Genomic DNA, 18558 nt, shown 5'->3' on the forward strand with positions numbered 1-18558 from the left:
GGCTTGTCTGAAGCGGTTTCCGCGATTTTATCCTGTAAAGTATCGTTAACAAAAAAGGTTAAACGCACCTTATACAAGTCTTTTTTTTCATATGCCTGACGGAGTTCACACTTGTAAGTTTTCAACTACGTTGTAGACTTTACATCGCCAGGGGTGCTCGGCATAAGCCGAATTTATCGGCAGAGTTACAATTGAGCAGATCCCCCGGTGAAGGATTTAACCGTGTTATCTCGTTGGAGATATTCATGGCGTATTTTGGATGATAACGAGGCGCAAAAAATGAAAAAGACAGCTATCGCGATTGCAGTGGCACTGGCTGGTTTCGCTACCGTAGCGCAGGCCGCTCCGAAAGATAACACCTGGTACACTGGTGCTAAACTGGGCTGGTCCCAGTACCATGACACTGGTTTCATTCCTAACAATGGTCCGACCCACGAAAACCAACTGGGTGCAGGTGCTTTTGGTGGTTACCAGGTTAACCCGTATGTTGGCTTTGAAATGGGTTACGACTGGTTAGGTCGTATGCCGTACAAAGGCGACAACATCAACGGCGCATACAAAGCTCAGGGCGTTCAGCTGACCGCTAAACTGGGTTACCCAATCACTGACGATCTGGACATCTACACTCGTCTGGGTGGTATGGTATGGCGCGCAGACACCAAGGCTAACGTACCTGGTGGCCCATCCTTTAAAGACCACGACACCGGCGTTTCTCCGGTATTCGCAGGTGGTGTTGAGTACGCGATCACTCCAGAAATCGCTACCCGTCTGGAATATCAGTGGACCAACAACATCGGTGACGCTAACACCATCGGTACTCGTCCGGACAACGGTCTGCTGAGCCTGGGTGTTTCCTACCGTTTCGGTCAGGGCGAAGCAGCTCCAGTAGTTGCTCCGGCTCCGGCTCCGGCTCCAGAAGTACAGACCAAGCACTTCACTCTGAAGTCTGACGTTCTGTTCAACTTCAACAAAGCAACCCTGAAACCGGAAGGTCAGGCTGCTCTGGATCAGCTGTACAGCCAGCTGAGCAACCTGGATCCGAAAGACGGTTCCGTAGTTGTTCTGGGTTACACTGACCGCATCGGTTCTGACGCTTACAACCAGGGTCTGTCCGAGCGTCGTGCTCAGTCCGTCGTTGATTACCTGATCTCCAAAGGTATCCCGTCTGACAAGATCTCCGCACGTGGTATGGGCGAATCCAACCCGGTTACTGGCAACACCTGTGACAACGTGAAACAGCGTGCTGCTCTGATCGACTGCCTGGCTCCGGATCGTCGCGTAGAGATCGAAGTTAAAGGCATCAAAGACGTTGTAACTCAGCCGCAGGCTTAAGTTCTCGTCTAATAAAAAACCCCGCTACTGCGGGGTTTTTTCATCTGTAGTAAAGTAAATGACCTTCGCCAGTTATTCCTTACCAAGTAATGCCTGCAAATCCTGCTTCAAAGAAGACATTTTATTCGCATACTTCTCTTTGTTTTCCGCATCTTCAATCAGCTGGACAATCGTTTCGGATAGCGTTTTACCACGACGTTGCGCAAGCCCTGCTAACCTTTGCCAGACAATAAATTCCAGATCGATAGATTTCTTGCGCGTATGCTGATGCTCCGCATTAAAGTGCCGTTTTCGTCTGGCCCGAATCGTCTGTTTCATGCGATTAAGCAGCTCTGGATTCATATGTTTTTCAATCCAGCCATTTACGAGTACAGGTTCGTTCTCCAGCGATAGCAACACATCGACGGCTTCCTGGGCGGCACTGGCCTCTATGTAACGGGTGATCAACTCACCTTCACGGTGCTTCTTCACCAGATATTTCCATTTCCAACCACTTTCAAGATTTTCAAGTTGTTGATATTTCATAGCGATCTCAATGTTACCGTGTAACTCTTTACAGAATATCAGCTTTTTACCTGTGTGATGAAAAGAATCTCTGTCCTGTGAGCTTTAACGCGCATGCCGGGACTTTTGTCGGTGCTTTCTACGTGTGCTGCAGTGCCGGTTACGGTATAATCGCGCCTTTGACAACAGACTAAAAAACATCGACTTTGACCATTACGAAACTTGCATGGCGTGACCTGATTCCTGATACCGAAAGCTATCAGGAAGTATTCGCACAGCCACATTTGATTGACGAAAACGATCCTTTATTCAGTGACACTCAACCGCGACTGCAATTTGCGCTTGAGCAGTTGCTGCACGCGCGGGCATCATCCTCTTTTATACTGGCAAAAGCGCCGGAAGAATCCGATTATCTGAATCTTATAGCCGATGCTGCACGCACGCTACAAAGCGATGCAGGCCAACTGATGGGCGCTCACTATGAGATTTCCGGCCACACCATACGCTTACGGAACGCAGTTAGCACTGACGATAATTTTGCGACCTTAACCCAGGTTGTTACTGCTGACTGGGCTGAAGCCGAACAGCTTTTTGGCTGTTTGCGCCAGTTTAATGGCGACATTACCTTGCAGCCAGGACTGGTACATCAGGCCAATGGCGGCATTTTGATTATCTCCTTGCGTACACTGCTGGCCCAGCCATTGCTGTGGATGCGTCTGAAGAACATCGTCAACCGCGAACGCTTCGATTGGATAGCATTTGATGAGTCGCGCCCTCTCCCCGTCTCTGTACCTTCAATGCCATTGAAGCTGAAGGTCATTCTGGTAGGCGAACGCGATTCATTGGCCGATTTCCAGGAGATGGAGCCAGAACTGTCTGAACAAGCGATCTATAGCGAATTTGAAGATACTCTGCAGATAGTCGATGCCGAATCCGTACGCCAGTGGTGTCGCTGGGTGACGTTTATTGCCAGACTTAACCACTTGCCAGCGCCAGATGCCGACGCCTGGCCGGTGCTTATCCGCGAAGCAGTACGCTATACCGGTGAGCAAGAAACGCTGCCCCTTAGTCCGCAGTGGATCCTCCGCCAGTGTAAAGAGGTCGCTTCATTGTGCGAAGGTGATACCTTCTCTGGCGAGCAGCTAAACTTAATGCTACAGCAGCGGGAATGGCGCGAAGGTTTCCTCGCCGAGCGTATGCAGGATGAAATCCTTCAGGAGCAGATCCTGATTGAAACCGAAGGTGAACGCATCGGGCAAATTAACGCCCTTTCGGTCATTGAATTTCCAGGCCATCCACGCGCATTTGGCGAACCTTCTCGCATTAGCTGCGTTGTGCATATTGGCGATGGTGAATTCACCGACATCGAACGCAAAGCGGAGCTTGGCGGCAACATTCACGCTAAAGGGATGATGATCATGCAGGCGTTTTTGATGTCGGAACTTCAGCTTGAGCAACAGATCCCTTTCTCGGCGTCACTGACCTTTGAGCAATCTTACAGTGAAGTGGATGGTGACAGCGCATCAATGGCCGAGCTCTGCGCTCTGATCAGTGCCCTTGCTGATGTCCCGGTGAATCAGAGTATCGCCATTACAGGTTCAGTGGATCAGTTCGGTCGCGCCCAGCCTGTGGGCGGTCTGAATGAGAAAATCGAAGGCTTCTTTGCTATTTGCCAGCAGCGTGAGTTAAGTGGGAAGCAAGGTGTGATTATCCCCAGCGCTAACGTTCGCCATTTAAGTCTTCACAGTGAACTGGTGAAGGCGGTAGAGGAAGGCAAATTCACCATCTGGGCAGTGGACGATGTGACTGATGCACTGCCGTTATTATTAAATCTGGTGTGGGATGGCGAAGGCCAGACGACGCTGATGCAAACTATCCAGGAACGTATCGCGCAAGCATCGCAACAGGAAGGGCGTCACCGTTTTCCGTGGCCACTACGTTGGCTGAACTGGTTTATTCCGAACTGATCGGACTTGTTCAGCGTACACGTGTTAGCTATCCTGCGTGCTTCAATAAAATAAGGCTTACAGAGAACATGGTAGATAAACGCGAATCCTATACAAAAGAAGACCTTCTTGCCTCTGGTCGCGGTGAACTGTTTGGTGCTAAAGGCCCACAATTGCCAGCACCGAACATGCTGATGATGGACCGTGTGGTCAAAATGACTGAAACGGGCGGTAACTTCGACAAAGGGTATGTAGAAGCAGAGCTGGATATTAATCCGGACCTGTGGTTCTTCGGTTGCCACTTCATCGGCGATCCGGTAATGCCGGGCTGCCTGGGCCTGGACGCGATGTGGCAGCTAGTAGGGTTCTACCTCGGCTGGCTGGGCGGCGAAGGTAAAGGCCGCGCCCTGGGCGTTGGCGAAGTGAAATTCACAGGCCAGGTGCTGCCGACGGCGAAAAAAGTGACCTATCGTATTCACTTTAAACGCATTGTTAACCGTCGTCTGATTATGGGCCTAGCGGATGGCGAAGTGCTGGTTGATGGTCGTTTGATCTATACCGCCAACGACCTGAAAGTGGGTCTGTTCCAGGATACGTCTGCATTCTGATTTTAATCAGACAGAGTATATAAAGGCGAAACCTCCGCAATGCGGAGGTTTCTTTTTAAAGAGACAGAATCAGGCCATTACTACCCTGTCCGCCATGGCTTCTCGCCAGCCTCCCAGCCATTGTGACCTTTGATTCAGCGTCTGATAGGGACACATTTCTTTTGAGCGTCCGGCGATGCCGGCCTGATAACCACGTTGATGTGCCCGTTCCAGGCGATCTCGTTTTTGTCTCTTCATGCCTCGTTTCCCTCATACTGGTTTCTGGTGGAAAAGAAAACAGTGATTACTAAATGTGCAATCACAGTTAAGCAATACCGCGAATCATAACTGCCGTCAATGCGCAAAATTCACGCCACTGCCATATTTGTGAGCTACACGGGCATGTCGGTTGTACAAAAAATGTGAAGCGGAACAAGTTTTCTCATGGCTTATAAACAAAAAAACCGCCTCAGGCTACATGCCGGAGACGGTTATATTTACAAATCTTTATAATTAAGGTAGACGCTTTATCTCTTGCGCAATAGTCGCGGCTTCCTGACTCCAGACACTGGCCAGCACTTTGACCATTTCATCGTAGCCATCCTGATTCTGCACACCTTCCACACGGAACGGACGTTTTATCAGTTGTCCCTGATGGTTTAGTAGCCATTCGCCACTCACAATCACCTTACCATCGTAACGGCCGTTAAACTCCGTCACAGTCACATTAAGCGTGTCCTGGGTACTTCCCAAAGGCTGGGAGGCTACGACCCAACCGGGCAGTTGCGCACTCAGGTTAGCGACCAGGGTATTGCGCAACTGTTGATCCAGCGGGCTGGCCCACAGGTTGTTATTGGCAATCACATACTTCACATCACTGGTCTGGTATACCACACCATTCCCTGCCAGATAATCAGGTACGGAAACCTGCTCGACCCATAGCAGGCGGTTACCCTGGCTGGCGGTACTTTGCGTACCGCTCTGCACCACAGGTAATTGGTAATAGTTTTTGTTAATTTCACCGGAGCTGCATCCGGCCAGCCACAGTGCCGCTATCGTCACTAGCCACTTTTTCATTGTTTCGCCCTCTTCGGCTCTGGATCTTTTTTATCCTTCGCTTCAAATACCAGCGCGTTGCTCTTCTCGTTGAGCGTTTTCAGAACCGGTTGCAGTTCACGCAATACCTGATCAAGACGCTGCATATCCGCCACCATCTTGTTATAAGCTGCGGAACCCGGCTGGAAGCCCTGCATGCTGCGGTTCAATTCGCGCAGTGTCGACTGCATATCCGTCGGCAACTGTTGCATCGACTGGCTGGCAAGGATCTTGTTCATACTATCCAGCGTAGTCTGCAGGTTTTTCATCGTGCGCTGACTTTCCGACAACGTACTGGTCGCCTGTTCAATCATCGGATTCAACGGCAGTTTGTTAATCTTATCCAACGCTTCCATCAGACGTTGCTGGATTTGCGCCAGACCACCGCTAACGGTCGGGATTATTTGATAGCCATTAAACTCACGCACACCGGTAATTGCCGGAGCATTTGGATAGAAGTCCAGATCGACGTACAGCGCTCCCGTGACCAGATTCCCGGTTTTCAGTGAACCGCGTAAACCGCGCTTCAGCAATTCGGCCAGGTGTTCTACCACATCAGCATTTTCACCTAACTGCATTTTCAGTCGTTCTGGTTCAATACGCACCATGACTGGAATGCGATAATCATCGTTAAAGACCTGACGCATATTCGGCGCAAAGAATGGCACTTTGCTTACCGTACCGAGACGAATACCGCGGAATTCCACTGGCGCGCCAGGTTGCAGACCGCGTACCGAATCTTTAAAGAACATCAGATAATCAATGTGATCTGTATACAGTGAATCCTGGATACTCTTCTGATCATCATACAAAACGAATGACGTTTTTGGCGCAACCGGCTGTCCCAAATCCAGCCCTTCAGGCACGTCAAAGCTGACACCACCACTTAGCAACGTCGTCAATGACCCCATCTCTACGCGCATCCCCGCCGAGGTCAGATCCACCGCTATGCCGCTATCTTTCCAGAAGCGAACGTTGCTCGTTACCAGGCGGTCATAAGGCGCATTGATGAACAGTTGATAGCTGATATTACGCTTCTGGGTATCGAAGGTGCTGGTTTCAACCGACCCTACGCGATAACCACGAAACAGGACGGGATCTCCCGCCGTGAGTTGCCCAGCTTTGTTGCTGTCAAGAATGACACGGATCCCTTTGGCATCTGGTGGGGCCAACGGTGGAGAATCAAGCAAATCATATTTTGTTTGCTTGCTGCCGGCAGCCCCCGGTTGCAACTCGATATACACACCGGAAAGCAACGTACCAAGGCCACTAATACCTTCACGACCAATTTGTGGTTTCACTACCCAAAAGACAGTATCTTTGTGCAGCAGTTTTTCCATACCGGCGTTGAGACGCGCTTTGATTTCAACATGCGTTAAATCATCAGCCAGCGTGGCACTTTCGACCACACCGACGTCCACGCTACGACTTTTAATGGTAGTCTTGCCGCCTTCTATTCCTTCCGCATTAGCAGTGATCAGGGTAACTTCCGGCCCTTGATGACTGTAATGATAAAAAAGTACCCAGGCCCCGATGAGTGCCGTAACGATGGGAAATATCCACACAGGGGACCAGTTCTTCACTTTCTGGATTTTGGCTTCCCCACTATTAGATTCCATACTGTCAGGACTCCTCATGCTCTGGTTCAGGTTGACGATCCCACGACAAACGTGGATCAAACGTCATCGCAGAAAACATTGTCATAATGACGACTAAAGCAAACATTAATGCACCCATTGCCGGATAAATACTCATTAAGCCTCCCATACGCACCAGCGCCGAGAGCACCGCTATCACGAAAACGTCAATCATTGACCAGCGGCCTACAAACTCAACAACTTCGTAAATCAAATGCATTCTTTCACTATCACGCTTGCCGTGCCCTTTCGCATCCCAGCACAGCCAGGCTATGGCGATCATCTTTAAAGTTGGCACCATGATACTGGCTAAAAAGATGACGGCGGCAACCGGATAAGAGCCTTCGCTCCATAATAAGATAACCCCGGCGAGAATAGTCGACGGCATCTTAGAGCCTAAAAAATCGGTCACCATAATGGGTAAGATGTTCGCCGGGAGATATAACATGATCGACGTAAAAAGCAGTGCCAGCGTCCATTGCAGACTGTTTTTGCGTCGAACATATCCTTTGGTGCCACAGCGCGGACACACTGGATCATCGGCAGGAAGAATTGCCGTACAGCATGAGCAAGAGCGCAGCCCCTGGCGTATTCCCGTTATGCCCGGTTTCAGCGTCTGGTCAAGCTCTGGCATCGGGGCAATATCATCCCATAACCAGCGGCGATCAACGCACTGAAAGGCGCGTAATTGCAGCACACAAAATAAACACCAGGGAATGAAACTACTGCCCACGCCAATGCTGCCGTAAGCCATCAGTTTGACAAAACTGACCAACACACCGGCAAGGAAAATCTCCGCCATTCCCCAGGTTTTAAGCTGAAAAAGTACCCGCCCCAGTTGTTCTTTTAAACGAACAGGTATTTCCGCGCGATTAACCAACAGTAAAATAGTGATCAGGCAAAACCGCGGGGACCAGTTGTACAAACAACAGGAAAAAAGTACCAAGGCTGGCATAGTCCTCGGAAAACAGTACGCCCGGGATTTCCAGCAACGTAATCTCACTGGTTACCCCTGCAACGTTCATATTGACAAAAGGGAACAGGTTGGACAGCAGCAGCATGAACAGTGCAGCCAACGCATAAGCGGTAGGACGCTGTCGAGGGGCATCCCACGCAACGGTTAACGTTGTGCCACACCGAGGACATGCCGCCTTCTGACCATGCTCAAGGTGGGGTAAAACCACCAGCATGTCACACTGCGAGCACAGGATGTGCTTCGCGGCATGATGATGTTCGCACATTGGTACTCCTTAATGATGCGCTATTCTACAGAATGCTGACATAGCACTCGCTTTAATGCCGGATGCTGAACTACCGCATTATCCGCTCAGGGAGCTCGTGGAAACGCAATAAATTGACGTTTCCACCCAGGCCAGATAAGCGTAGCGCATCAGGCAATTTGGCCGTTATCAGCAGTCTCTCTTTTCACTTAACTGATTAGCGATCAGCCACCATTTTTTAACGCTTCAAGATACTCCCAACGTTCAAAAGCCTGCTCCAGTTCCTGTTCAGCGGCAGTCAGATCAGCGAGCACTTTTTGCGTATGCTCATGGGGCTGGCTGAAGAAAGAGGCATCTGCCACCTGCGCCTGTAAGCCTTCCAGTTTTGCTTCCAAATCTTCAAGCAGTTGCGGTAGCTGTTCTAATTCGCGCTGCAATTTATAGCTTAGTTTGCTACTGCTGCGTTTTACAGTTTCTGCTTTCGGCGCAGCTACTTCTTCGTTTTTTTTCACCGCAGGCTGTTTTAACGCCACATACTGTTCTTGCTGTCCGCGCGCGTCGTGATAACCGCCGACATAACGGCCAATTTTGCCGCCACCTTCGAAGATCCAGCACTCTGTTACGGTGTTATCAACAAACTGACGATCGTGACTAACCAGCAATACTGTACCCTGGTAGCTGTCGATCAGCTCTTCAAGCAGTTCCAGCGTTTCAACATCGAGATCGTTGGTCGGTTCGTCGAGGATCAGTAAGTTACTGGGTTTCAGGAACAGACGCGCCAAAAGCAGACGGTTACGTTCCCCGCCAGAAAGCGCGCGCACCGGCGTCATCGCCCGTTTCGGATGGAACAGGAAGTCCTGTAAATAGCCCAGTACATGGCGCGGTTTACCGTTAACCATCACCTCTTGCTTACCTTCAGCAAGGTTATCCATCACCGTTTTGTCGGGATCGAGTTCCGCGCGGTGCTGGTCAAAATAGGCGACTTCCAGTTTAGTGCCGACGTGAATGCGTCCGCTGTCCGGCTGAAGTTGACCAAGCATTAGTTTCAGCAGCGTGGTTTTGCCGCACCCATTCGGACCAATCAGGGCAATTTTGTCGCCACGTAGAACCTGGGCAGAAAAATCTTTCACCAGTTGCTTGCCGTCAACCTGGTAGCAAACGTCTTCCATTTCGAAAACGATCTTACCGGAGCGGCTGGCCTCTTCCACCTGCATCTTTGCGGTACCCATCACTTCGCGACGTTCACCACGCTCGCGACGCATTGCTTTCAGGGCGCGTACGCGGCCTTCATTACGGGTGCGGCGTGCTTTGATCCCCTGACGGATCCACACCTCTTCCTGCGCCAGTTTGCGATCGAACTCGGCATTTTGTAGTTCTTCCACGCGCAGGGCTTCTTCTTTTTCCAGCAGATACTGGTCGTAATTCCCCGGATAGGTCACCAGTTTGCCGCGATCAAGATCGACAATGCGCGTCGCCATATTGCGAATAAATGAACGGTCGTGGGAGATGAAAATAATCGTACCGTTGAACGTTTTCAGGAAACCTTCCAGCCAGTCGATGGTTTCAATATCCAGGTGGTTAGTCGGTTCATCGAGCAGCAACACGCGCGGATTACTCACCAGCGCTCGCCCTAATGCGGCTTTACGCAACCAGCCGCCGGAAAGCGACGACAGCGCGACGTTAGGATCCAGCCCAAGCTGTGCCAGCACTTCGTTGATGCGGTTTTCCAGTTGCCACAGGTTGTGGTGATCCAGCTGTTCCTGAACCTTCGCCAGTTCGTTGAGATTCTTCTCGCTCGGGTCGTTCATCACCAGGCGCGAAATATCGTGATAGCGTTTCAGGTATTCCGCTTGTTCTTCAATGCCTTCGGCAACGAAATCATAAACGCTACCCTCAACGTTACGCGGCGGATCCTGTTGCAGACGAGCTACAATCAAATCTTGCTCGTAAATAATGCGACCGTCATCCAGCCCCTGTTCACGGTTGAGGATCTTCATTAACGTCGATTTGCCCGCGCCGTTACGGCCTACCAGACAAACACGTTCGTTATCTTCGATATGCAGTTCTGCGTTATCGAGAAGCGGCGCGTCGCTGAACGACAACCATGCGCCATGCATACTGATTAATGACATTACTATTCCTTTCAGGCTGCGGTAATCAGCCAGCAGTTGTGGATCTGGCGGTTACGGGCGAAATCCTGGGAGAGCGTTTTTTGCGTAATTTCTTGTGCTTTCAGTCCCAGTTTTGCCAGTCCGTCAAGATCCATACGGAAACCACGTTTGTTGTTCGAGAACATGATCGTCCCACCTGCGCGCAGCAGACGTTTCAAATCTTTCATCAGCGCCAGATGATCGCGCTGAACATCAAACGCATCTTCCATTCGTTTTGAGTTAGAGAACGTTGGTGGATCGATAAAGATCAGATCGAACTGTTCATTAGCCTCACGTAACCACGCCAGGCAGTCGGCCTGAATCAGGCGATGCGCACGACCGGTTAAGCCGTTAAGGCGCAGGTTTCGTTCTGCCCACTCCAGATAGGTACGCGACATATCCACCGTAGTGGTGCTGCGCGCGCCGCCTAATCCCGCGTGCACGGTGGCGCTACCGGTATAGGAGAACAAGTTGAGGAAATCTTTGCCTTTGCTCATCTGACCGAGCATACGACGGGCGATACGGTGATCGAGGAACAAACCAGTATCAAGATAATCCGTCAGGTTCACCCACAGGTGAGCGTTATATTCGGTGACTTCAAGAAACTCGCCCTTCTCGCCCAGTTTCTGGTACTGATTTTTGCCCTTCTGGCGTTCACGGGTTTTCAGTACCAGTTTGTTTGGCGCAATCCCGAGTACCGAAATAGTTGCAGCGATAATATCGAACAGACGCTGACGCGCTTTGTGCGCATCAATGGTTTTTGGTGGCGCATACTCCTGCACCACCACCCAGTCGGCATAACGGTCAACAGCAACGTTATATTCCGGCAGATCGGCGTCATACAGGCGGTAACATTCAATTCCTTCCTGGCGAGCCCACTTCTCGAATTTTTTGAGGTTCTTACGCAGACGGTTGGCGTAGTCTTCTGCCACCATTGCCGGTTTGCTGTCTGGAGTGCTTTCGGCAACGTGGTAATTTTTCTGCACGCAGTCTAATGGACCGTTTTTCGCTTTGTACTGTTTGTCTGCACGCAACTGCAGGCAACTTAACAGATCCGGCGAGGCACTGAATAAAGAGAGATTCCAGCCGCCGAACTGGTTTTTCATGATTCGGCCCAGCAGGCTATGCAGCGCAATCAGCGCCGGTTCGCTGTCCAGACGTTCGCCGTAAGGCGGGTTACTCAACACTGTACCGTATGGCCCTTTCGGCAGCGGATTGGTCAATTGCGCGACATCTTTCACTTCAAAAGTGATCAGTTCGCCAATCCCCGCAAGACGGGCGTTGGTGCGCGCACGTTGAATCACCCGCGCATCGCTGTCGGAACCGTAGAAATGGGAGCTATACTCCGCCAGGCCTTTACGGGCGCGGGTTTGCGCTTTCCGCTTTTACTTCTTGCCAGATAGCTTCATCATGTTGCGCCCAGCCGCTAAAGCCCCAACGCCCGCGGTGCAAGCCCGGTGCGCGGTCGGTCGCCAGCATCGCCGCTTCAATCAGCAACGTACCAGAACCACACATTGGATCGAGCAGCGGTGTTCCTGGCTGCCAACCGGAACGCATCACAATTGCCGCCGCCAGAGTTTCTTTGATCGGCGCAATACCAGCACGATCGCGATAGCCGCGCAAATGCAAACCATCACCACTTAAATCGAGAGCGATGCTGGCGGTTTCTTTATGCAGCCAGACGTTAATGCGGATATCCGGCGCATCGCGATCAACATTTGGACGCGGCAGATTTTTCCGCGTGAAAGCATCGACGATCGCGTCTTTCACTTTCATCGCACCGTACTGACTGTTGCGTATGGTGTCATTCAAACCACTGAAATGGACAGCAAAGGTCGCGCCAGGATTAAACATCTCTGTCCAGTTGATCGCCTGAACGCCGAGATAAAGGTCTAAGTCGCTGTAAACCTTACACTCGCCCAGCGGCAACATAATACGCGAGGCCAGGCGACTCCACATCAGGCTCTGGTAAACAAGCCGCGTGTCGCCCTTGAAATGGACCCCACCCTGAACCACCTGGCATTCAACGGCCCCCAGGTTTTCGAGTTCAGTTTTTAACAGCTCTTCCAGCCCACGGGCCGTACTGGCAAACAGAGAATTCATATCGTCACTTTTACTCTAAGGCCTACCGCAGTAGGCGTAATTGTTGCAGTCAGTTTGGACATGGACAGCACGGAGAAACCGGAACGTACACCAGTACGTGAGGATTTCGAGCACTGCCCAGGGCTAAACTGACAAATAAAATAGCCTAACGGGATAGGCACTAAGAAAATTGTTGCGCATTATAGCTAATAAGCGCGTCATGTCATAAAGTTGAGGGCTTATTTTCATTTGAGGACCGCACCGTGACGACATTAACCCGGCTTTTTATTCATCCTGTTAAATCGATGCGCGGCATCGGTCTGACACATGCTCTGGCTGATGTCAGCGGTCTGGCCTTCGATCGCATCTTCATGGTCACAGAACCTGACGGTACGTTTATTACTGCCCGCCAGTTTCCGCAAATGGTGCGGTTTACCCCTTCGCCCGTGCATGACGGCTTACATCTCACCGCGCCAGATGGCAGCAGCGCATACATCCGTTTTGCTGATTTCGCTATGCAGGACGCGCCAACCGAAGTGTGGGGTAACCATTTTACTGCACGCATTGCGCCAGATGAGATCAACAAATGGTTAAGCGGCTTTTTCTCCCGTGAAGTGCAACTGCGCTGGGTAGGACCGCAGATGACACGGCGCGTAAAACGCCATAACACTGTACCCTTGTCGTTTGCTGATGGCTATCCGTATCTGCTCGCTAATGAAGCCTCACTGCGTGATGTGCAGCAACGCTGCCCGGCAAGTGTAAAAATGGAGCAATTTCGCCCCAATCTGGTGGTTTCCGGCGCGGCAGCCTGGGAAGAAGATACCTGGAAAGTGATTCGCATTGGCGATGTGGTGTTTGACGTCGTAAAGCCCTGCAGCCGCTGTATTTTCACCACTGTCAGCCCGGAAAAAGGACAAAAGCATCCGGCAGGCGAACCGTTAAAAACGCTGCAATCATTCCGCACTGCCCGGGATAATGGCGATGTCGATTTTGGTCAGAATTTAATTGCCCGCAATAGTGGCGTTGTTCGTGTTGGTGATGCAGTGGAAATTCTTGCAACTGCACCGGCGAAAATCTACGGCGCGGCAGCCGCAGACGATACTCTCCCGACAACGCAGCAAATGGATGCAAATGTAGATATCGACTGGCAAGGACTGGCATTTCGCGGTAATAATCAACAGGTTTTGTTGGAGCAATTAGAAAATCAAGGGATTCGGATCCCCTATTCTTGCCGCGCGGGCATATGCGGAAGTTGTCGGGTTCAGCTTCTGGAAGGCGAAGTCACCCCGCTGAAAAAATCAGCTATGAGCGACGACGGGACAATTCTTTGCTGTAGTTGTGTACCGAAGACTGCATTGAAACTGAAAGGTTAAACGGCCTGTTCAAGGCTGAAGCTGTCATAACTCATATGAGGTTTCAGTCTGTCATTCATAATTTTGATGGCGTCACCCAGTTGCATGGCGCGACCGGCGATGACAACACAAGGCTGCGCAAGGAGACACAGCGCGGCATTTTCGCCAGATTCAACAACCAGCAGGCTGACTTGTTCATTGGTATCGCTTAACCAGACACAGGCTGCATCACCCGGCACTGGCGACCACATTTCACCATGAGAAACAAAATGCCAGCTTTTCGGCATTTGCGGTTTGAGATAACGAACAGCCACCAGCGCATTAAGCACCAGTTCAGCTTTTTGTTCTTTTGATAAGTTAAGGTCGCGGCATTTTTCTTCAAACGAGAAATAGAGCGCGGCGTCATCAACGCAGAATCCCGCTGGAGAAAAGGCATCTGGTGTCAACATTTTGCGCGCAAAACGTGAGCGAAATAGCATGCCATTGGCTAAATCAAGCATCATTCGATCATGCTCTTCATCATAATACCAACGCCAGTTATCGTCTGGTTTAATTCGCATATGCGTCTCCTCTACCCTATAAATCCACTGCAACATATTCCATTGTCGCTTCGCTTAATAACCTCAACAAAAAAGTACAAAATGTCTAAATAAGTAACAGCAATGAATATAAAACAACCAGGGCTGAAAATAAAGCCCTGATTATCTTATAAAGAGAAAATGAAAGAAATAATTAGATATGGTTAACGATTTCTTTAATCAGCGGCGGACCTTTAAAAATAAAACCGGAATAAATTTGCACCAAAGAAGCCCCTGCAGCTATCTTCTCGCGAGCAGCAATTACCGAGTCAATACCACCAACACCAATAATCGGTAAGCGGCCGTTTAATTCCTGCGACAAGCGGCGAATAATTTCCGTACTTTTTAATTGTAAAGGACGACCACTTAAGCCACCGGTTTGATCACAATTTTTCATCCCCTGAACCAAAGAACGATCGAGGGTCGTATTAGTTGCAATGACGCCATCAATATTATGGCGAACTAAACTATCGGCAACCTGGATCAACTCTTCTTCAGAAAGATCCGGCGCGATCTTCACTGCTATTGGTACATATTTATGGTGGTGCGCTTGCAGATCATTTTGTTTATTTTTAATTGCCGTTAATAAATCATCCAGTGCTTCGCCATATTGCAGAGTGCGTAATCCCGGGGTATTTGGTGATGAAATATTGATGGCAATATATCCTGCATAGGCGTAGATTTTTTCCATACAAATCAGATAGTCATCTTTGCCTTGCTCAACCGGCGTATCTTTATTTTTGCCGATATTGATTCCCAGAACACCGTCGTAGTGGGCTTTTTTAACGTTCTCAACGAGGTTATCAACGCCGAGGTTATTAAAGCCCATACGGTTTATTAAACCTTCAGCATCTACCAGGCGAAAAAGACGCGGTTTGTCGTTTCCTGGTTGTGGACGCGGGGTGACAGTACCGATCTCGATCGATCCAAATCCCATTGCACCAAGGGCATCAATACACTCCCCGTCTTTATCAAGACCGGCAGCCAGGCCAAGCGGGTTTTTAAAGGTCAGTCCCATACAGTTAACGGGCTTCGCTGGAACATTTTGCCGAACAAGCGCTTCAAAGGGTGTTCCGGTGATGCGGCGTAATTGCTGAAAAGTAAACTCGTGTGCGCGCTCTGGATCGAGCTGGAAAAGGGCTTTACGAACGAAGGGGTAGTACATGAACTCTCCTGGATTCCCGGTGTGCAAACCGGGGGCGTATTATGTGCGAGTTCGCAGCAAAAGGGAATTGACCTGCGGCAATAAATAGCAAACGTTTTTCTTGTTGCGCCTTTTTTATGCTTTTTTTGGCTTTCCTTCTTCAGATAAATCATTTCGACTCACGAACGCCCTCTGTCAGACTGACCGAATTGTTATCAATGTTAACAAAACAAGAACAATTGGTTATAAGGAGAGAGTATGCGTGTCATCACCCTGGCGGGTAGTCCTCGCTTTCCTTCTCGCTCCAGTTCCTTACTGGAATATGCGCGGGAAAAACTGAATGGCCTGGATGTTGAGGTTTATCACTGGAATCTGCAAAACTTCGCCCCGGAAGATCTGCTCTATGCCCGTTTCGATAGTCCGGCACTCAAGACCTTCACCGAACAGCTGCAACAGGCCGATGGACTGATAGTCGCTACACCTGTGTATAAAGCCGCCTATTCTGGCGCGCTGAAAACCCTGCTCGACCTACTGCCAGAACGCGCTTTGCAAAGCAAAGTGGTACTGCCACTGGCGACGGGCGGCACGGTGGCTCATCTGCTGGCGGTCGATTACGCCCTTAAACCAGTTTTAAGCGCGCTGAAAGCCCAGGAGATCCTGCACGGCGTGTTTGCCGATGACTCGCAGGTGATTGATTACCAGCACAAACCCCTGTTCACGCCAAATCTGCAAACCCGTCTTGATACCGCGCTGGAAACCTTCTGGCAGGCGCTGCACCGCCGTGATGTTCAGGTTCCTGACCTTCTTTCTCTGCGAGGTAATGCCCATGCGTAACATCATTAAACTGGCGCTGGTTGGATTGCTTAGCGTCTCTACACTTGCAGTTGCCGCAGAGTCTTCGCCAGAGGCGTTAAGGATTGGCTATCAGAAAAGCAATATCAGTTCGGTACTGGCGAAAAATTACCAAATGCTGGAAAAACGCTATCCGCAAACAAAAATCTCCTGGGTGGAGTTCCCGGCTGGCCCGCAGATGCTGGAGGCGTTAAACGTTGGCAGTATTGATCTCGGCAGTACGGGGGATATTCCACCCATCTTTGCTCAGGCCGCCGGGGCTGATTTGGTGTACGTGGGCGTCGAGCCGCCAAAGCCCAAAGCCGAAGTGATTCTGGTACCAGAAAACAGCCCGATCAAAACCGTAGCCGATCTAAAAGGCCACAAAGTTGCCTTTCAGAAAGGTTCCAGTTCGCACAACCTTTTACTGCGCGCCCTGCAACAGGCCGGGCTTAAATTCACCGATATCCAGCCCACTTACCTGACGCCCGCCGATGCCCGCGCCGCGTTCCAGCAAGGTAACGTCGACGCCTGGGCTATCTGGGATCCCTACTACTCCGCCGCGTTATTACAGGGCGGCGTGCGGGTGTTGAAAGATGGCACTAGTCTCAATCAAACCGGATCGTTTTATCTGGCAGCTCGTCCCTATGCAGAAAAAAACGGCGCTTTTATTCAGGGTGTGCTCACAACCTTTAGTGAGGCCGATTCATTAACCCGCAGCCAGCGCGAGCAAAGCATCGCTTTACTGGCAAAAACAATGGGCTTACCGGCTCCGGTAATTGCCTCGTATCTGGATCATCGTCCTCCCACCACCATCAAACCGGTTAACGCCGAGGTTGCCGCCTTACAGCAGCAAACGGCAGATCTGTTTTATGAAAACCGTCTGGTGCCGAAAAAAGTCGATATTCGCCAGCGCATCTGGCAGCCCACGCAACTGGAAGGAAAACAATTATGAGTCTGAATATGTTCTGGTTTTTACCGACCCACGGTGACGGGCATTATCTGGGAACGGAAGAAGGTTCACGCCCGGTTGATCATGGTTATCTGCAACAAATTGCGCAAGCGGCGGATCGTCTGAGCTATACCGGTGTGCTAATTCCAACGGGGCGATCGTGTGAAGATGCGTGGCTGGTGGCGGCGTCGATGATCCCGGTGACGCAGCGGCTGAAGTTTCTTGTCGCCCTGCGCCCCAGCGTAACCTCACCTACCGTTGCCGCCCGCCAGGCCGCCACGCTTGATCGTCTCTCTAACGGACGCGCGTTGTTTAACCTGGTCACAGGCAGCGATCCACAAGAGCTGGCAGGCGACGGCGTATTCCTCGACCATAGCGAGCGTTACGAAGCTTCGGCGGAATTTACCCAGGTCTGGCGACGTTTATTGCTGGGCGAAACGGTGGATTTCAACGGCAAACATATTCATGTACGCGGAGCCAAACTGCTCTTTCCACCAATTCAACAGCCCTACCCCCCGCTTTACTTTGGCGGATCGTCAGACATCGCCCAGGATCTGGCCGCCGAACAGGTTGATCTTTATCTCACCTGGGGCGAACCGCCGGAACTGGTTAAAGAGAAAATCGAACAAGTGCGGGCGAAAGCTGCCGCGCATGGACGCAAAATTCGTTTCGGTATTCGTCTGCATGTGATTGTTCGTGAAACTAACGACGAAGCGTGGCAGGCCGCCGAGCGGTTAATCTCCCATCTTGATGATGAAACTATCGCCAAAGCACAGGCCGCATTCGCTCGGACGGATTCCGTAGGGCAACAGCGAATGGCGGCGCTGCATAATGGCAAGCGCGACAATCTGGAGATCAGCCCCAATTTATGGGCGGGCGTTGGCTTAGTCCGCGGTGGTGCCGGGACGGCGCTGGTGGGCGATGGTCCGACGGTCGCTGCGCGAATCAACGAATACGCCGCACTTGGCATCGACAGTTTTGTGCTTTCGGGCTACCCGCATCTGGAAGAAGCGTATCGGGTCGGCGAGTTACTGTTCCCGCATCTGGATATCGCCATCCCGGAAATTCCCCAGCCACAACCGCTGAATCCGCAAGGCGAAGCGGTGGCAAATGATTTTATCCCCCGTAAAGTCGCGCAAAGCTAAGGA

General features: G+C 50.9%; 14 protein-coding genes and 2 pseudogenes. 7 read left to right on the forward strand and 9 right to left on the reverse strand.

From position 1 onward, the window contains the following. Positions 1-279 precede the first annotated feature (279 nt). Positions 280-1332 (forward strand): porin OmpA, encoded by a 1053-nt coding sequence (gene ompA / locus CRI63_RS01595; protein WP_064528817.1) that lies wholly within the window; start codon positions 280-282, stop codon positions 1330-1332. A gap of 72 nt (positions 1333-1404) precedes the next feature. On the opposite strand, the gene matP is transcribed toward ompA, so the two are convergent. Further along, positions 1405-1857 carry a macrodomain Ter protein MatP gene (gene matP / locus CRI63_RS01600; protein ID WP_064528401.1) on the reverse strand — a complete coding sequence of 151 codons (453 nt, stop codon included), beginning with the start codon at positions 1855-1857 and terminating at the stop codon, positions 1405-1407. A 185-nt stretch (positions 1858-2042) separates the two neighbouring features. On the opposite strand from matP, the gene CRI63_RS01605 reads away from it, so the two are divergent. After that, positions 2043-3803, forward strand: coding sequence for a Lon protease family protein (locus tag CRI63_RS01605; RefSeq protein ID WP_135518300.1), 1761 nt, complete (start codon positions 2043-2045; stop codon positions 3801-3803). A gap of 68 nt (positions 3804-3871) precedes the next feature. After that, positions 3872-4390: a bifunctional 3-hydroxydecanoyl-ACP dehydratase/trans-2-decenoyl-ACP isomerase gene (gene fabA, locus CRI63_RS01610; RefSeq protein WP_000227926.1), complete on the forward strand. Its 519-nt coding sequence runs from the start codon at positions 3872-3874 to the stop codon at positions 4388-4390. A 69-nt stretch (positions 4391-4459) separates the two neighbouring features. On the opposite strand, the gene rmf is transcribed toward fabA, so the two are convergent. From rmf to rlmKL, 6 genes and pseudogenes are all read right to left on the reverse strand, one after another. Beyond that, the gene (gene rmf / locus CRI63_RS01615; protein WP_000828648.1) at positions 4460-4627 is read right to left on the reverse strand and encodes a ribosome modulation factor; all 168 of its coding nucleotides are present in this window, start codon (positions 4625-4627) and stop codon (positions 4460-4462) included. Between the two features lie 255 nt (positions 4628-4882). Continuing rightward, entirely contained in the window at positions 4883-5446 is a 564-nt protein-coding gene (pqiC, locus tag CRI63_RS01620; RefSeq protein ID WP_064528397.1) for a membrane integrity-associated transporter subunit PqiC, read from the reverse strand. Continuing rightward, entirely contained in the window at positions 5443-7083 is a 1641-nt protein-coding gene (pqiB, locus tag CRI63_RS01625; RefSeq protein WP_130205377.1) for an intermembrane transport protein PqiB, read from the reverse strand. Before pqiB ends, pqiC begins: the two co-directional genes overlap by 4 nt. A 4-nt stretch (positions 7084-7087) precedes the next feature. Then, a pseudogene (pqiA, locus tag CRI63_RS01630) lies at positions 7088-8342 on the reverse strand (membrane integrity-associated transporter subunit PqiA). A gap of 203 nt (positions 8343-8545) precedes the next feature. After that, positions 8546-10453, reverse strand: coding sequence for an ABC transporter ATP-binding protein (locus CRI63_RS01635; RefSeq protein ID WP_135518302.1), 1908 nt, complete (start codon positions 10451-10453; stop codon positions 8546-8548). Positions 10454-10464: 11 nt separating this feature from the next. After that, positions 10465-12574 (reverse strand): annotated as a pseudogene (rlmKL, locus tag CRI63_RS01640) (bifunctional 23S rRNA (guanine(2069)-N(7))-methyltransferase RlmK/23S rRNA (guanine(2445)-N(2))-methyltransferase RlmL). Positions 12575-12816: 242 nt separating this feature from the next. Between rlmKL and ycbX the strand changes: the two are divergent. Then, complete coding sequence (gene ycbX / locus CRI63_RS01645) at positions 12817-13926, forward strand: 6-N-hydroxylaminopurine resistance protein YcbX (RefSeq protein ID WP_135518304.1); 1110 nt, start codon at positions 12817-12819, stop codon at positions 13924-13926. Here ycbX and zapC read toward each other — a convergent pair. After that, on the reverse strand, positions 13923-14465 hold the full coding sequence (zapC, locus tag CRI63_RS01650; protein ID WP_064528385.1) for a cell division protein ZapC: 543 nt from the start codon (positions 14463-14465) through the stop codon (positions 13923-13925). The genes ycbX and zapC overlap by 4 nt on opposite strands. A 172-nt stretch (positions 14466-14637) precedes the next feature. Next, positions 14638-15648, reverse strand: coding sequence for a quinone-dependent dihydroorotate dehydrogenase (gene pyrD / locus CRI63_RS01655; RefSeq protein WP_130205367.1), 1011 nt, complete (start codon positions 15646-15648; stop codon positions 14638-14640). 237 nt (positions 15649-15885) lie between these two features. On the opposite strand from pyrD, the gene ssuE reads away from it, so the two are divergent. The 3 genes from ssuE to ssuD are packed head-to-tail and all read left to right on the forward strand — an operon-like array spanning position 15886 to position 18555. Then, on the forward strand, positions 15886-16461 hold the full coding sequence (gene ssuE, locus CRI63_RS01665) for an NADPH-dependent FMN reductase (RefSeq protein ID WP_135518306.1): 576 nt from the start codon (positions 15886-15888) through the stop codon (positions 16459-16461). Beyond that, a complete protein-coding gene (gene ssuA, locus CRI63_RS01670) occupies positions 16454-17413 on the forward strand; it encodes an aliphatic sulfonate ABC transporter substrate-binding protein SsuA (protein WP_135518307.1) in 960 nt (319 codons plus the stop codon). The genes ssuE and ssuA overlap by 8 nt, the downstream gene beginning before the upstream one ends. Beyond that, on the forward strand, positions 17410-18555 hold the full coding sequence (gene ssuD, locus CRI63_RS01675) for an FMNH2-dependent alkanesulfonate monooxygenase (RefSeq protein ID WP_135518309.1): 1146 nt from the start codon (positions 17410-17412) through the stop codon (positions 18553-18555). The genes ssuA and ssuD overlap by 4 nt, the downstream gene beginning before the upstream one ends. Positions 18556-18558 lie beyond the last annotated feature (3 nt).

The sequence above is a fragment of the Escherichia sp. E2661 genome (genome assembly GCF_004745185.1).
Lineage (GTDB): Bacteria > Pseudomonadota > Gammaproteobacteria > Enterobacterales > Enterobacteriaceae > Escherichia.

What these genes read in the sequence shown, in the direction of transcription:
- ompA (WP_064528817.1), top strand. Translation starts at nt 280, where the DNA reads ATGAAAAAGACAGCTATCGCGATTGCAGTGGCACTGGCTGGTTTCGCT.
- matP (WP_064528401.1), bottom strand. Translation starts at nt 1,857, where the DNA reads ATGAAATATCAACAACTTGAAAATCTTGAAAGTGGTTGGAAATGGAAA.
- zapC (WP_064528385.1), bottom strand. Translation starts at nt 14,465, where the DNA reads ATGCGAATTAAACCAGACGATAACTGGCGTTGGTATTATGATGAAGAG.
- pqiC (WP_064528397.1), bottom strand. Translation starts at nt 5,446, where the DNA reads ATGAAAAAGTGGCTAGTGACGATAGCGGCACTGTGGCTGGCCGGATGC.
- pqiB (WP_130205377.1), bottom strand. Translation starts at nt 7,083, where the DNA reads ATGGAATCTAATAGTGGGGAAGCCAAAATCCAGAAAGTGAAGAACTGG.
- ssuE (WP_135518306.1), top strand. Translation starts at nt 15,886, where the DNA reads ATGCGTGTCATCACCCTGGCGGGTAGTCCTCGCTTTCCTTCTCGCTCC.
- ssuA (WP_135518307.1), top strand. Translation starts at nt 16,454, where the DNA reads ATGCGTAACATCATTAAACTGGCGCTGGTTGGATTGCTTAGCGTCTCT.
- rmf (WP_000828648.1), bottom strand. Translation starts at nt 4,627, where the DNA reads ATGAAGAGACAAAAACGAGATCGCCTGGAACGGGCACATCAACGTGGT.
- fabA (WP_000227926.1), top strand. Translation starts at nt 3,872, where the DNA reads ATGGTAGATAAACGCGAATCCTATACAAAAGAAGACCTTCTTGCCTCT.
- pyrD (WP_130205367.1), bottom strand. Translation starts at nt 15,648, where the DNA reads ATGTACTACCCCTTCGTTCGTAAAGCCCTTTTCCAGCTCGATCCAGAG.
- ssuD (WP_135518309.1), top strand. Translation starts at nt 17,410, where the DNA reads ATGAGTCTGAATATGTTCTGGTTTTTACCGACCCACGGTGACGGGCAT.
- CRI63_RS01635 (WP_135518302.1), bottom strand. Translation starts at nt 10,453, where the DNA reads ATGTCATTAATCAGTATGCATGGCGCATGGTTGTCGTTCAGCGACGCG.